This window comes from Rhizobium skierniewicense, assembly GCF_014196515.1.
Taxonomy (GTDB): Bacteria; Pseudomonadota; Alphaproteobacteria; order Rhizobiales; family Rhizobiaceae; genus Agrobacterium; species Agrobacterium skierniewicense.
The window spans coordinates 367,258-381,884 of sequence record NZ_JACIDV010000002.1 but is presented as its reverse complement, the minus strand read 5'-3'; the positions used below and the strand labels follow the sequence as shown (position 1 = coordinate 381,884).

14 protein-coding genes are annotated in these 14,627 nt (G+C 56.8%); 10 read left to right on the top strand and 4 right to left on the bottom strand.

The window, feature by feature from the left end; translation table 11 throughout:
* The first annotated feature begins 13 nt into the window (after positions 1 to 13).
* The 3 genes from tldD to GGQ73_RS04555 all read left to right on the top strand — a co-directional run bounded on the left by tldD (position 14) and on the right by GGQ73_RS04555 (position 2,672).
* A complete protein-coding gene (gene tldD / locus GGQ73_RS04565; protein ID WP_183894302.1) occupies positions 14 to 1,429 on the top strand; it encodes a metalloprotease TldD in 1,416 nt (471 codons plus the stop codon).
* A gap of 135 nt (positions 1,430 to 1,564) precedes the next feature.
* On the top strand, positions 1,565 to 2,002 hold the full coding sequence (locus tag GGQ73_RS04560) for a bleomycin resistance protein (protein ID WP_174152262.1): 438 nt from the start codon (positions 1,565 to 1,567) through the stop codon (positions 2,000 to 2,002).
* 4 nt (positions 2,003 to 2,006) lie between these two features.
* Entirely contained in the window at positions 2,007 to 2,672 is a 666-nt protein-coding gene (locus tag GGQ73_RS04555) for an HAD family hydrolase (RefSeq protein WP_174152261.1), read from the top strand.
* Positions 2,673 to 2,679: 7 nt separating this feature from the next.
* Here the strand turns inward: GGQ73_RS04555 and GGQ73_RS04550 are convergent, their stop codons facing one another.
* Together GGQ73_RS04550 and pdxH are read right to left on the bottom strand one after the other, a co-directional pair.
* Entirely contained in the window at positions 2,680 to 2,985 is a 306-nt protein-coding gene (locus GGQ73_RS04550) for a pyrophosphohydrolase domain-containing protein (protein WP_174152260.1), read from the bottom strand.
* A 96-nt stretch (positions 2,986 to 3,081) separates the two neighbouring features.
* The gene (pdxH, locus tag GGQ73_RS04545) at positions 3,082 to 3,702 is read right to left on the bottom strand and encodes a pyridoxamine 5'-phosphate oxidase (RefSeq protein WP_183894300.1); all 621 of its coding nucleotides are present in this window, start codon (positions 3,700 to 3,702) and stop codon (positions 3,082 to 3,084) included.
* 138 nt (positions 3,703 to 3,840) lie between these two features.
* On the opposite strand from pdxH, the gene GGQ73_RS04540 reads away from it, so the two are divergent.
* The 4 genes from GGQ73_RS04540 (at position 3,841) to GGQ73_RS04525 (ending at position 7,293) form a co-directional block, all read left to right on the top strand.
* Entirely contained in the window at positions 3,841 to 4,209 is a 369-nt protein-coding gene (locus tag GGQ73_RS04540; RefSeq protein WP_174152258.1) for an RT0821/Lpp0805 family surface protein, read from the top strand.
* 218 nt (positions 4,210 to 4,427) lie between these two features.
* Positions 4,428 to 5,525: a DnaJ C-terminal domain-containing protein gene (locus GGQ73_RS04535; RefSeq protein ID WP_174152257.1), complete on the top strand. Its 1,098-nt coding sequence runs from the start codon at positions 4,428 to 4,430 to the stop codon at positions 5,523 to 5,525.
* 224 nt (positions 5,526 to 5,749) lie between these two features.
* Positions 5,750 to 6,568, top strand: a complete 819-nt coding sequence (gene fabI / locus GGQ73_RS04530; protein WP_183894298.1) for an enoyl-ACP reductase FabI — start codon at positions 5,750 to 5,752, stop codon at positions 6,566 to 6,568.
* A 116-nt stretch (positions 6,569 to 6,684) separates the two neighbouring features.
* The gene (locus GGQ73_RS04525) at positions 6,685 to 7,293 is read left to right on the top strand and encodes a histidine phosphatase family protein (RefSeq protein ID WP_183894296.1); all 609 of its coding nucleotides are present in this window, start codon (positions 6,685 to 6,687) and stop codon (positions 7,291 to 7,293) included.
* Between the two features lie 6 nt (positions 7,294 to 7,299).
* On the opposite strand, the gene GGQ73_RS04520 is transcribed toward GGQ73_RS04525, so the two are convergent.
* Positions 7,300 to 7,560, bottom strand: coding sequence for a DUF1344 domain-containing protein (locus GGQ73_RS04520; protein WP_174152315.1), 261 nt, complete (start codon positions 7,558 to 7,560; stop codon positions 7,300 to 7,302).
* Positions 7,561 to 7,856: 296 nt separating this feature from the next.
* Between GGQ73_RS04520 and GGQ73_RS23240 the strand changes: the two genes are divergently transcribed.
* From GGQ73_RS23240 to ribB, 3 genes are all read left to right on the top strand, one after another.
* A complete protein-coding gene (locus tag GGQ73_RS23240; protein ID WP_183894294.1) occupies positions 7,857 to 10,976 on the top strand; it encodes a bifunctional diguanylate cyclase/phosphodiesterase in 3,120 nt (1,039 codons plus the stop codon).
* Positions 10,977 to 11,117: 141 nt separating this feature from the next.
* Entirely contained in the window at positions 11,118 to 12,215 is a 1,098-nt protein-coding gene (aroC, locus tag GGQ73_RS04510) for a chorismate synthase (RefSeq protein WP_183894292.1), read from the top strand.
* A gap of 9 nt (positions 12,216 to 12,224) precedes the next feature.
* On the top strand, positions 12,225 to 13,325 hold the full coding sequence (gene ribB, locus GGQ73_RS04505; RefSeq protein ID WP_183894290.1) for a 3,4-dihydroxy-2-butanone-4-phosphate synthase: 1,101 nt from the start codon (positions 12,225 to 12,227) through the stop codon (positions 13,323 to 13,325).
* Between the two features lie 69 nt (positions 13,326 to 13,394).
* Here the strand turns inward: ribB and GGQ73_RS04500 are convergent, their stop codons facing one another.
* Positions 13,395 to 14,585: a winged helix-turn-helix domain-containing protein gene (locus GGQ73_RS04500; protein ID WP_183894288.1), complete on the bottom strand. Its 1,191-nt coding sequence runs from the start codon at positions 14,583 to 14,585 to the stop codon at positions 13,395 to 13,397.
* Positions 14,586 to 14,627 lie beyond the last annotated feature (42 nt).

The window sequence follows — 14,627 nt, the reverse complement described above, 5'->3', positions numbered from 1 at the left end:
ACTGGAGCCTGCGATGACCCAAGATCTTTTGACGCTTTTCGATTGCGATGAAGGGCAGTTGCGCGCCAAGGTCGCTGATGCACTAGCGGGTTCCGATGACGGCGAGTTGTTCGTGGAGCACGCGCAGGCGGAATCGCTGACCTTCGACAATGGTCGCCTGAAGGGCGGGAGCTTTAACACCGATCAGGGTTTTGGGCTTCGCGCCGTGGCGGGCGAAACCGTGGGTTATGCCCATGCGGGCGAGCTTTCGCTTTCGGCCCTTGAGCGTGCATCCGATGCCGTTGGCGCGGTGACACGCGGTTACTCCGGCTCTTACGCGGCCGCCCCGCAGCGCACCAACAAGAAGCTCTACGGTGACGAGAACCCAATCGGCGCGCCAAGCTTTGAGGAAAAGGTCAAGCTTCTGACAGAAATCGACGCTTACCTGCGTGACAAGGACCCGAAGGTTCGGCAGGTCACGGCAAGCGTTGCCGCAAGCTGGCAGGTGGTGGATATCCTGCGTGCCGACGGACACCGCGTCAGCGACATCAGACCTATGACACGGATCAATATTTCGGTGATTGCCGGCGAAGGCGACCGACAGGAAAGTGGTTCCTACGGCATTGGCGGGCGCGCCGGCTTTGGCGATTTCATCACGACGGAAAACTGGCAGCGAGGCGCGGATGAGGCTTTGCGGCAGGCGCTCGTCAACCTCACTGCGGTCGATGCGCCTGCGGGCACGATGGATGTGGTGCTGGGCGCCGGGTGGCCTGGTGTGATGCTGCACGAAGCTGTCGGTCACGGTCTGGAAGGCGACTTCAACCGCAAGAAAACGTCGGCCTTCGCGGGCCTGCTGGGCGAGATGGTGGCCGCACCCGGCGTGACCGTCGTGGATGATGGCACCATCGACAACCGCCGCGGCTCGATAACCGTCGATGATGAAGGTACGCCTTCTGCCTATAATGTCCTGATCGAGGATGGCAGGCTGGTGGGCTACATGCAGGACCGGCAGAATGCGCGCCTTATGGGCTTAAAGGCCACCGGCAATGGCCGTCGCCAAGGCTACTCGCATGTGCCGATGCCACGCATGACCAATACCTATATGCTGGGCGGGGACAAAACGCCGGAAGAAATCATCGCTTCGGTGAAGAAGGGTATCTACGCTGTCTCCTTCGGTGGCGGTCAGGTGGACATCACATCAGGCAAATTCGTCTTCGGCTGCACAGAAGCCTACCTTATCGAAAACGGCAAAATCGGCGCGCCGGTCAAGGGTGCCATGCTGATCGGCAACGGGCCTGACGCCATGAAGCGAGTTTCGATGGTTGGCAACGACATGAAACTCGACACCGGCGTCGGCAATTGCGGCAAGGCGGGGCAATGGGTGCCTGTGGGCGTGGGCCAACCGCATCTGCGCATGGACCAAATTACCGTTGGTGGAACGAAGGCGTAAGCGCCCGCCCCCCCAACCTATCGAAAAACCTCTTCCGATTGTGCGCTGCACTGCAACGGTTTCGATCAACTGGAGTTGCCATCTCTGCGCGTCAGCGCGATATTACTCTCTTTTTAAAGGCGATATGGCCCAAAAATGACTTTTACAGCAAATGCCCTCGTCCCCGAACTGGCCGTCAGCGACTGGCCGAAAAGCCGATCTTTCTATTGCGATCTGATTGGTTTTCACGTGGTGTACGAGCGCCCGGAAGAGGGGTTTACCTATCTTGCGCTGGGCGACGCACAATTGATGATCGACCAGTTGGGTGCGGGGCGCACATTCGAAACCGGGAAAGTGCCGATCAACTACCCCTTCGGACGTGGCATGAACCTGCAAATCGTCGTTCCTTCTTTGGAAGCTATTCTGGAGCGGATCGAGCGAGCCGGTATCGAGCTTTACCTGCCGCTTGAAGAGAAGTGGTATCGCCGCGGAGAAACCGAGGTGGGAAATCGGCAATTCATCGTGGCGGACCCGGACGGTTACCTCATCCGTCCATTCGAAAGCCTGGGCGAACGCCCTTTCCGGTTCGGTTGAACGAATGAAGCAACTGCTACGAAGACCAAAAGCCATTATTTTCGATATGGATGGTGTCCTGATCGAAAGCGAAAAGCATTATCGCGATTCCTTTCTGGCCGCCTCGGATGAGGGTGGCCACGGCATGTCTGTGGAGGTCTATCAAAGGGTGTGCGGTAGCCCGTGGGATACGATCACGGCGACGATCCGCGAGGATTATGGTGATGATTTTCCGATGAGCGACTTCCGCGATGCGTGGCTTCGGCATCTGGCGATCCAGATGGCCGATGGGGTGGCCTTGAAAGCGGGTGTTTTCGAAATCCTGGATTTACTGGATACACTTGGGCTGCCTCGGGCTATTGCAACCTCATCCGGTCACGACTCCGTCAACCGCCACCTTGGTCCTTTCGGCATCCTGAAACGGTTCGATCATATTCTGGCGCGCGGCGATTATGCCGAACCCAAGCCTTCGCCACTCCCCTATCTGACCGCAGCGGCACGTCTGGGCGTAGCACCGGAAGATTGTCTTACGATAGAAGATTCCTACCACGGCGTTCAATCGGCCTGGAGCGCCGGTACGCAGACGGTCATGGTGCCCGATGTTGCACCAGCAACCGATACGATGCGAGAGAAATGCGTGGCGATCTGCGACAGTCTTTTCGATGTCGCAACACTGTTAAAGTCAGTATAATTTGATGTCAGACGCTCGGATCAAATAGCCATTTGCGCTTGATCGACTCGTCAAGGTCGAGCCCGCTGTGATGGGCGAGCAACAGCACATGTCCCAACACATCAGCGGTCTCGTCCGAAAGATCCCGACGCATTTCCTCTTGCGTCTTGCCTTTGCTACGTCCGCGACCACTCAACCGGTTCCACGCCTGGGTGACCTCTCCGACTTCTTCCTGAAGCTTGAGAAGATACCAGTCCGGGTCCCGCTCGATACCATTGGCTTTTGCGTATGTCTGCGAGGCAGACTCAAATTGCTGCATGAGTTTGGTCAGCATGATGTTCATCCTTTGTTCGGAAGAACCCAACATGATTCCTTTTGGCGTGTCGAGATGAAACAGGCGGTAGCTGTAAAAGCCACCGCCTGTGAGTGGTCAGGGATACATCCGCACCTTGGACCATTCGCCTTCCGGCATATCACGGCGGAATTCGATGCGGTCGTGCAGGCGGAACTTGCCATCCTGCCAGAATTCAATCGTCAGGGGCTGGATGCGGAAACCGGACCAGTGCGGCGGGCGTGGAATCTCGCCGATCGCGTATTTTGCGGTATAGGTGGCAACGGCTTTTTCGAGCGCAAAGCGGCTTTCAAGCGGGCGCGATTGCTTGGACGCCCATGCCCCGATGCGGCTGCCGCGGGCGCGCGATGCGTAATACTCGTCCGCCTCCTGATCGCTGACGACCTCGACCGAGCCACGGATACGAACCTGCCTGCGCAGGCTCTTCCAGTGGAAGCACATGGCACCTTTTTTCTGTCCCAGCAGCTCTATGCCCTTGCGGCTTTCGAAATTTGTGTAGAAAACAAAGCCGCGTTCATCGGCATGTTTCAGCAAAACCATACGCACGCTGGGCATGCCATCTTCGTCCACCGAGGCAAGCGCCACGGCGTTTGGATCATTGATTTCCGAGGCCGTTGCATCTCGCAGCCAGTCCGCGAAAAGTGCAAAAGGTTCATTTTCCTCAGTAAAGTCACTGGATGTTAACCGACTTTCCGACATATTGAATAAAATGCTCCTGAGCTGATTTTCACACCAGAGATGGATTCTGGCCTTAAGATGGTGATCGTCATAGCAAAGTCGAACAGTCGAACAAAGAGCTTCTTAGCTTCAGTCGTGGATGTTTCCGCGACTGCCTGCATGCTTGTCATGTTGACCAGTTGCGTTAGTCTCGATCTTTTCGGCGGAGAGAAGGTCGACAAATCCCTGTCCACCGCTTCGGTACCCAACCATCAGACAACGCAGACTGTGTCTGATGATGCGACAATCCGCAATGCCGTTACCTCGGCCGATCTTGCCAAAGTCTCGGACGCGCCTCTTCCCTGGGCCAATGCAGCAACCGGCAGCGCAGGCGTTGTCACTGCCATCCGCGAGGACCGAAGCACCGGCTTCGTCTGCCGCAACTTCGATACCACCCGCCATTCCTTCGAGGGCGTTGCCAGCTATAGCGGGCAAGCATGTCTGTCCGAGACGGGTGACTGGTTAATGACCCGGTTCAGCCAGAAATAAAGCATTTACCTTATCTGGCTGTTTCAGCAATGCGGTAAGTCCGGTTGCTGGACCGTAAAGGTCTGATTAGCAACTTCTTGCGACAGTGAAGCCCAATTTCAAAAGAACGATGCAACGCAAAACACTGCGTGAACGTTCATGGCGGGTGTAATTCGTGTTGAAGGCTTTTCATGACGAAAAAATACCGCCTCAACAGACAAGCATGACGGGTGGTGCGGATGCGTGATCCCTACTCTATTCTCGGCGTTCAAAAGGATGCCGGATCGGATGAGATAAAGGCGGCCTGGCGGTCGCAGGCGAAAGCCGTTCACCCGGATCATAACCGCAACGATCCCGATGCCACCGCACGCTTTGCGGAAATTGGTCAGGCCTATGATCTGTTGAAAGATCCTCAAAAGCGCGGGCTTTACGATCAGGCACGCCGCGCTGCCGAGACCAAAAAGCGCGATCAAACCATCATTCAGCAGCGTGCTGCCGCCAGAGAGGCCGCACAGCGAGCAAAAGCCGCCGAAAAACTTATGGAAGAGCTCGCGAAGGCGCAGGCTCGAAATGTCGAAGCCCAGGCGCAAGCCACCGACGAGAGCGCAAAGCCTGAAACGGCCGAAGACATGCTGGAGCGGATTTTCGGAGCAGATGCCAAGGCCAAGGCCGCAGCTGCTGGTCAGGCGACAGGCGCTGAAGCAGCCCAAGCTTCTGCCGACGACAGCACCAAGACCCAGAAGGAAAAAGACGACGCGCGCACCGAACAGGCGACGAGCTTCTTTGCCGCCCTGATGCGCCGTATCCGCGGTACAACCCCGTCAGCGGAAAAAGCCCCTGATATCACGGCGGAAGCTATCATTACCGTGACCGACCTGATCGAGCAGAAGTGGCTGACGATCAATATGCCGGAGGACCGGGAAGTTCGTTTCGCGCTGGAGCCCGGCATGACGGACGGTTATGTGGTGCGGTTGAAAGGCCAGGGTCTGAAACTGCCCGACACCAACAGGGGCGACCTTGTCGTAACCCTGCTCGCATCGCGCGAAGGTCCGTACACGATCAACAATTTCGACATACACACGACGCTTCCGGTTTCCTTGGCGGATGCGGTCCTGGGTTACGAAGCGACAGTTCAATCCCCACACGGCGAGCTGAAGGTGGATGTCCCGCCATGGTCCGGTTCTGACCGCTCCATCCGGGTAGAAGGCAAAGGTCTGCGCGACGCGTCCGGCGGTTACGGCGACTTCGTGGTCGAGGTCCGCATCGTCCTTCTGGATACGCCTGACGCCAAGGTCATGGACCTCATGCGCCACATGCGTGAAGGCCTTTACCTTTAAACCCTGGCCATCAGGATTTCCCGGATTTAATCGGCAAAGCCATTGCCAGACGAACCGTTTGTCTACTTGGCGTCTAGTCGCGAGCTGTCGAGACCTGTTTCACGGAAAGACGTGCACAACCCACCCTTTGTTACATTCCCTAACATGAGATGATCTCGGGCCTGCTTGAACCCGCGTTCGGGCTATGCCATAGGCAGGTTCGATTTATGTATAGGGAGCATCCAATGGCTCAGACATCCGGCCTGATGGCTGGCAAGCGCGGCCTCATTATGGGCGTCGCAAACAATCGCTCGATCGCCTGGGGGATTGCGAAGGCCTGTGCCGACGCAGGTGCCGAACTTGCATTCACCTGGCAGGGTGACGCCCTGAAGAAGCGTGTCGAACCACTCGCGCAGGAACTTGGCGCGTTTATGGCAGGCCATTGCGACGTGACCGATCTCAGCACGATCGATGCGGTTTTTGCAAACATCGAAGCGCATTGGGGCAAAATCGATTTCGTCGTTCACGCCATCGCGTTTTCCGACAAGGACGAGTTGACAGGTCGTTATCTCGACACCAGCCGCGACAATTTCAATCGTACCATGGATATCTCTGTCTACTCGCTGGCCGCTGTTGCCAAGCGCGCAGACCCTGTCATGAACGATGGCGGCTCGCTGCTGACGCTGACCTATTACGGCGCGGAAAAGGTGATGCCGAACTACAACGTCATGGGCGTTGCAAAGGCTGCGCTTGAGGCCAGCGTCCGCTATCTGGCGGTCGATCTGGGTGGCCGTGGCATTCGCGTCAACGCCGTTTCGGCCGGTCCGATCAAGACGCTCGCCGCCTCCGGCATCGGCGACTTCCGCTACATTCTCAAATGGAACGAGTACAACGCTCCCCTCAAGCGTACCGTTTCCATCGAGGAGGTTGGCAAGTCTGCGCTCTATCTTCTGTCGGATCTGTCGACGGGCGTGACGGGTGAAATTCACCACGTCGATTCCGGTTACCACACGATCGGCATGAAAGCGGTGGACGCACCAGACATCTCTGTCGTAAAGGATTGAAGGGTTAGCTGTCGCGCGAATGTGTAAGGCATATTTGCGCGACATGTGCGATCAACGGTCGAAACGCGTCATCAATGATTCGTTTATAATGCATCGTATAAGACAGGAGTGCCGCTTTGCTGGTCTATGTTATCCGCCACGGACAGACAGACTGGAATGCGATACGCAGGCTTCAAGGCCAAAAAGATATTCCCCTCAATGACTTCGGTCGCTCGCAAGCTGTTGCGAACGGCAAAGCCCTGTCCGGGATTCTCGGCACGACAGCCAATGATTTCGACTATGTCGCAAGCCCCCTTGGCCGAACCCGTGAAACGATGGAACTGTTGCGCGGCGCGATGGGGCTGGAGCCTGATGCCTATCGCACGGATGCACGTCTCGTCGAGGTTTCGTTTGGCGATTGGGAAGGCTATACCATACCAGAGTTGAAGCTGGCCCACCCTGACAAGGTGAAAGCGCGCAAGGCAGCGAAGTGGGACTTCATTCCACCGGGTGACCATGCCGAAAGCTACGAAATCCTATCCTGGCGGATTGGTGCCTGGCTGTCCTCGGTCGAGCGTCAGACAGTGTGTGTGTGCCATGGCGGCGTTATCCGCTCCATCTTCCGCCTCATCACCGGTATGGATAAGGAAGAGGCTGCGGATATCCCTATTCCGCAGGACCAGATTTTGAGGGTTGAAGCAGATCTTCGAAAAGCCGAATGGGTCGATACAATCTCTCACGCGTAACGTCGGTTACTGGATGACCTCGAGATCATCCACCACCCTCTTGCCATCGACCTCAGTGTAGAAGACCACGACCTTCACACCTGCCTGCAAACCGTCAAAGTTGAACTCTTCCGGCACTTTGTAGCTTTTGCCATCCGCAAGGGTAATTGTCAGTCCCTTCACATCAACTTTGCTGATGGTCGATTCGACGTCGACGCTCTGCGCAAATGCGTTGAACGGAGCAAACAGACCTGCCGTGGCCAAAAGTGCGGCAATCATCAAACGCATCGCAATTGCTTTCTTAAAGCTGCTGAGAAAATTCATCTGCACCAAGATTTGCCTCCCGAATGTGGCGGAATTTGCCCGCAAACATGACATTTTCAATCCAATTGATGAATGAATTTTAACCTTTGATCAAGGCTTTAGCCAGGTTTCCTGTCCGCCTATAAGAGCATGCTTCCGTTTGGTTTACTGTGTTCATTCGATATCACTGAAATCGACGCCGATATTTACAGATTCAGAATATATTCGGTTTTAAGCTGTATAGACGTGTTATTTCGAAGATTACCGAAGGATAAGACCGGGTGAGTGTTTGGGCCAATATTGGGGACAGCCTCAACCAAATTATCAAAAAGCGAGCAATTGCGGCCCTTCTGGCGGTCGCCATCGCAGGCGTGACGCTCAGCGCCTTTCACATCATCGAAACCCGCGAAGAGACTGCCCATCGCGATGGGACGACGGACGATCTCGAGCGTGCCGTTACCCTTTTGCATGACAGGCTGGTCACGCGCATCCGTCAGGATGTTACCACGCTGAAGGCGCTGGCCCATTTCACCACCATAAACCCGGCAGCCACTCCGCAGGATTTCAGTGCAATGGCTGATCACCATCTTGCGCAGAACCCGCATTTCGTGGGTATCGGCTTTGCACCCCATCTCAAGCTTCAACAGTTTTATCCCGCCCCATCACCGGCAAGCCTCCCACACGAGACCCTGGATGCCATCTTGAGCGACCGACTGGTCCGACTTGAGGCTGTATCCGAGACGAAGAACGATTGGCAACCGATCATCGAGACGGGACCGAACGGCACGTTGTTGTTGATCGTTCCCGTCAAGTCGGGCGGGGAGGTATCGGGCGCAATACCCGGCCTCATCGATTGGCGCAGAATGCTGGACGGCATCGGATACGCATCCGGGACATCCGGCGACATGCGATTCGAGATTCGAGACAAGCTGACAAATACCACGGTGGCAGGCGACGTTGGTCCAGCGGGCGAAGACCCGTTCGTCAAGGCTATTGATCTGGATGGGACCGATTGGGAGATCCGTGCAACACCTGCGTTGGGATGGGGAGCGGCACCGAAGACCAGTCAGTCCTTGCAAGCCACCCTCGTGATCGCCGTCGCCTCCATGCTGCTGCCCATCATCGTCGCCGCATTGCTGCTGTCGGAACGCAACCGCAACATCAAGACGTTGCGTCTTCGCGAGGCAAAACTGGTGGAGCTTTCCCAACGTTTCAAACTCGCGATGGATTCGTCCAATATCGGGATCTGGGAAATCGAGAACGACACGTCCTGTTGCTATCTCGATGAGCGAGCCGCGAGCCTGCACGGTTTTCACATGGTGGAAAAACGTGTTTTACTAACGGAGTGGCTGACTGCGCTTGTGGTGGGGGACCGGTCCAAGGCTGCGCGGTTCTTCTTCACATGTTCCAGAGGACAGCAAACCTCTTCCGAGGTCTACAGAATTCCCGTGGTTGACGGTACCGTGCGATATCTGCGATCGGCTGGTTCCAGCTACATCAAACCCGACGGATCGCACCAGACCACCGGTATCATCTGGGACGTGACCGCAGACATGTTGATGGCGCAGAAACTGCGCGAATCGCGCGATACCAGCGACATCAAGAATGCTGAACTGGAGCTTGCCTTACAGGAACTATCCAACCGCGAGCACGAGCTGGAAGAATTGTCGGGGCGTTTGACCCTTGCGCTTGAATCCTACAATTGCGGGATATGGGAGGCTACGCACGACTATTCTCTGGCGATCTGGAACGAGCGCATGTGCGAGCTGTATGGGTTAGCTCCGCAGCCGGAACGTCGCGTGACACAGCAGGATTTCCTCAATTGCCTAGCGCTGGAGGAGCGTGCCGGCCTTTTCGACGACAACCTGATCAGTGAAGCCGACCCTTACCGCGCTGTCGTTCATCGAGTCGTCCTGCCGGATGGAAGCCTGCGCTATGTGAAGGCCGTCGGTCGCCTCCACGTTCACCGCGATGGTCGAAAGAAAATCGTCGGTATCGCTTTCGACGTGACAGCGGATGTGCTGATTTCCGACCAGCTTCAGTCGGCGAAAAACGATGCGGAAGCGAAAAATGCCGAGTTGGAGCAGACAAAGACACGCATCGAGCATAATGCGCTTCACGATCCGCTCACCGGCCTCGCAAACCGTCGCAAGTTCGATCAGGATCTGGATGCCTTGTCTTTGCAGACAAACGACGAAACCAAGCCATACGCGATCCTGCATCTCGATCTCGATCGCTTCAAGCAGATCAACGATACGCTGGGTCATGCTGCAGGCGATGCCGTGCTGGCCCATGCCGCCGGCATCTTGAGGAGCATCGTACCGGAAAACGATACGGTAGCGCGCATCGGCGGCGACGAGTTCGTCATTCTCATCCGAAACCTCGGCGACAAGGATCACATCAAGTCTATCGCAACGAAGATCATTGAAGCCTTCAGCCAACCTTTCGAATTTGCCGGCTTCACCTGTCGTTACGGGGTGTCCATTGGCATCGCGTTTGGAGATGGGACCACGGTGGATGCGCGAGCAACCCTCATCAATGCCGATCTTGCACTTTACCGCGCCAAGGCGACGGGCCGAAACCGATACGAGTTCTTCACCCAGAACCTTCAGGCCGAAATCATCAACCATAGGAAAATCGCCGACGAAATTCTGGTCGGCCTGGAGAACGGCGAGTTCGAAACCTGGTACCAGCCGCAATTTTGCGCCAACTCGCTTGAAATGACGGGTGTGGAGGCTCTGGTTCGATGGCGCCATCCCGTCAGAGGCATTCTGACGCCGGACAAGTTCCTGAAGATCGCTGAAGAACTCAATGTCGTATCGAAGATCGACCATCTCGTCTTGCAGCAGGCTCTTCATGACAAGGACATCTGGCGCATGAAGGGCATCGACGTGCCGCGCGTCTCGGTCAACGTCTCGGTTCGCCGCCTGCATGACGATCACCTCATTGAAAGTCTCAGCACTCTCCCGATCGGGCCTGGCGAAATCACCTTCGAACTGGTGGAGGCGATCTTCCTCGACGAGCACGAGGATGTGGCCACCGGCAATATCGACCGCATCAAGGCTTTGGGCATTGAGATCGAAATCGACGATTTCGGCACCGGCCACACGTCCATCATCAGCCTTTTGCGCCTGAAGCCGAAGCGTCTGAAGATCGACAGACAACTTGTCATGCCCATTCTCACCTCGCCACAGGAGCGGTCACTGGTCAGCTCCATTATCGACATTGCCCATTCGCTGGGCGTCGAGACCGTGGCCGAAGGTGTGGAAACACAGGAGCATGCGGTGTTGCTGAAACAATTGGGCTGCGACATTTTGCAAGGCTATGCCTTTGCCCGACCGCTTGCGCCACAGGATTTCTCGGCATTCGCCAGCGCACAGGAGTGGCGCCAGGTTTCCTGAGGAACACACTCGTCACCCATCAATGCGAACCGAATTGGTGAAATAAGGCTTTCGTCCCTGCCATCTTTTACACTATGACAAACCCGCTTCTTTTTAAAAACGTATTCCGTGTCTGGAATGCTGCTGGTTCGGTCTGGTTCTATGTCGCATAATACATTTGGTTATCTCTTTCGTGTGTCCACCTGGGGCGAGAGCCACGGCCCGGCCCTTGGCTGCGTGATCGATGGCTGCCCTCCGGGCATTCGCTTTACGCTCTCGGAAGTCCAGTCCTGGATGGACAAGCGCAAGCCGGGCCAGAACCGTTTTGTCACCCAGCGGCGTGAAGACGATATCGTCAAGGTGCTCTCCGGCGTCATGATGGATGCGGACGGTGAGACGATGATCACCACAGGCACGCCTGTGTCCATGATGATCGAGAACACTGACCAGCGCTCCAAGGATTACGGCGAGATCGCCCGCAGTTTCCGTCCCGGCCACGCCGATTTTACCTATGATCTGAAATACGGCATTCGCGATTATCGCGGCGGCGGACGCTCTTCTGCCCGCGAAACAGCCGCCCGTGTTGCCGCTGGCGCACTGGCCCGCAAGGTCGTACCGAGCCTTAACGTTCGCGGCGCGATGGTGCAGATCGGCAAACACAAGATCAACCGCGCCAACTGGGATTGGGCACAGGTCGATCAAAACCCGTTTTTCTGCCCGGATGCGGAGATGGTTCCGGTGTGGGAAGCGTATCTGGATGGCATTCGCAAGGCAGGCTCCTCCATCGGCGCCGTCATCGAAGTGGTGGCGGAAGGCGTGCCTGCCGGTATCGGCGCACCGATCTACGCCAAACTCGATCAGGATATTGCCTCCAATCTGATGTCCATCAACGCCGTTAAAGGCGTGGAGATTGGCGAAGGGTTTGCCTCTGCCGAACTGACAGGCGAGGAAAACGCCGATGAAATGCGGATGGGCGATGACGGCAAGCCGCTTTTCCTGTCCAACCATGCCGGCGGCATTCTCGGCGGCATCGCGACGGGCCAGCCCATTGTCGCACGCTTTGCGATCAAGCCGACCTCTTCCATTTTGACCGAGCGCCAATCCATCGATGCTGATGGCAACAATGTCGACGTGCGCACCAAGGGTCGTCATGACCCATGCGTGGGCATCCGCGCCGTGCCGATCGGTGAAGCTATGGTAGCCTGCACGGTTGCCGATCATTATCTCAGAGACCGCGGCCAGACCGGGCGTTTGAAGTAGGAACTTAGCATGGCATATGATCAGAAGCGTGTTGTTGAAGCTATCCGAGCCTTTGAGGCTGGCGAAATCGTTGTGGTCATGGATGATGACGACCGCGAAAACGAAGGCGATCTGATTGTTGCCGCCGTGCATTGCACGCCGGAAAAGATGGCCTTCATCGTGCGCCACACATCCGGAATTGTCTGCGCGCCCATGCCACGGGACGAGGCAAAACGCCTCAACCTCAACGCCATGGTCGCGGAAAATGATAGCGCGCATACGACTGCCTTTACGGTTTCGGTGGACTTCAAGCACGGCACCACGACCGGTATTTCCGCCAGCGACCGCAATGTGACGGTTCGCAACCTGGCAAATCCCAATGCGGGCGCGGCCGATTTTACCCGCCCTGGCCACATCTTCCCGCTGATTTCGCGAGAAGGCGGGGTTTTGATGCGCTCCGGGCATACGGAAGCTGCCGTCGATCTGTGCAAGCTGGCCGGCCTTCCATTGATCGGCGTCATCAGCGAACTCGTCAATGATGACGGCACCGTCATGCGCGGCCCTCAAGTTTCCGCCTTTGCCGACACACATGGGATGAAGCAGGTTTCGGTTGCCGATCTCATCGCCTATCGCCAGCGCAAGGAAACACTGGTCGAAAAGGAAAGCGAGTTTACGCTCGAAACGCCATTTGGCCCTGCAAAGGCGCAGACCTACTCCCTGCCCTGGGATCCGATGGAGCATATGGCTGTCATTTTTGGCGATATTCGCGATGGCGTCGATATTCCTGTGCGCCTGCATCCCGAAAACGTGGCCGACGACATCTTTGGCAAGAAGAAGCCGGTTCACCACTACATGGAAAAGATCGCAGCCGAAGGGCGCGGCGTCATCATCTACTTGCGTGAAGGATCGGTCGGGGTCGGACAGGTCGCAGGACGACGCAAATCCCGCGATCCTGATGAAGCCCACGTGCAGGCCCGGTCACGCGACGACGAATGGCTGGAAATCGGCCTCGGTGCGCAAATCCTGAAAGAACTCGGCATCACGTCGATCAAGCTTCTAACCTCCCGCGAGCGCCACTATGTCGGCCTCGAAGGTTTTGGCATCGAGATCAGCTCGACAGATATCGGATGATTTGCCGCGCATCTTGTCACCCGGCCTTGAGCCGGGGCGACGGGGTTGTGTCATTCACCGCTGATCGCTCTACCCCAGCCAGCCATCCAGATACCGAACGGTTTCCACACCCGTGAACTTAGCAAGGCGGTTCAACTCGGCATCCAGCTTTGCCAGACGTCCCGACGTCGCGAGCACGCCCTTTTCAAGCCAAAGGCGCTTCACATCCAGCCTACCGCCCTTACGCTCCGCCTTCATGTCGATGCGGCCGATGAGGCGATCCGCTTCCAGAAGCGGGAAGACGTAGTAGCCGTATTGCCGTTTCGGCTCCGGCACGAAAACCTCGATACGGTAGTAAAAGCCAAACAAGCGTTCCGTGCGGGCGCGGTTGCGCAGAAGCGGATCAAACGGGCTGAGGACACGGATGCGGTTGGGAGCCTCGATATTGGCGTCCGTCTCCCCGGCAAACCCTTCGAAGGCATAGGAAACGCGCGCCTTTTCCCCGTCGCAGGAAGCGAGCGAGACCTCGCAGAGTTCGTCGCGATGATCTGTCACCCATGCCCGCGCTTCCTGCGGCGTGACGATATCGAAAAAGGCGGCAAGCTCGCCCGAGGTGGCAAAACCGAGCCGCGTCAGCGCTTCCCGGCAGGCCCAGTCCAGGAATTCGTGGTGAGGCACTTCAAGGTCGTGATGCACAGGTGGAATGACCCGTTCCGCGAGATCATAGACCTTCTGGAAATTGACGCGGCCAGCCACGGCCAGCTTGCCGGTGTGCCACAGATATTCCAGTGCCGTTTTCGATGGATGCCAGTTCCACCAGCCGCCGGATTGATGCCCCTGCGCTTTCATGTCGCGTGACATGGTGGGGCCGTTTTCGGCGATGCGACGATAGGTTTCCTCGAAGGCCGAATCGAACCCCTCCCCGTGCCAGTTACGCCAGCGTTCCTGAATGATCGGCTCACGGCGGCGGAAGCGGTGTTTCCAATAGGGGTAGAAGGTCGCCGGCAGGATCGAGGCGTCATGCGTCCAGTGTTCGAACAGCGCCCGGTCTTTCTCCAGCAGTTCTGTCAGATGGTGACGCTTGTAGGTCTGATTGCGGGAAAAAATGATCTGGTGATGCGCCCGCTCCACGGTGGCGATGCTGTCGAGTTGCACAAAGCCGAGATCGGTGATGAGTTTCAGCAAGTCGTCCTTGCCCATGGCGCGGCTGGGCGATGCGGATAGCCCCTGTCGCGCCAGAAAAATACGTCTTGCTGCTTCGTTCGAAATCCTGATCACCATGGCAAAAGCGTATGGTCACATCCCTTAAAAATCAATGTTCTT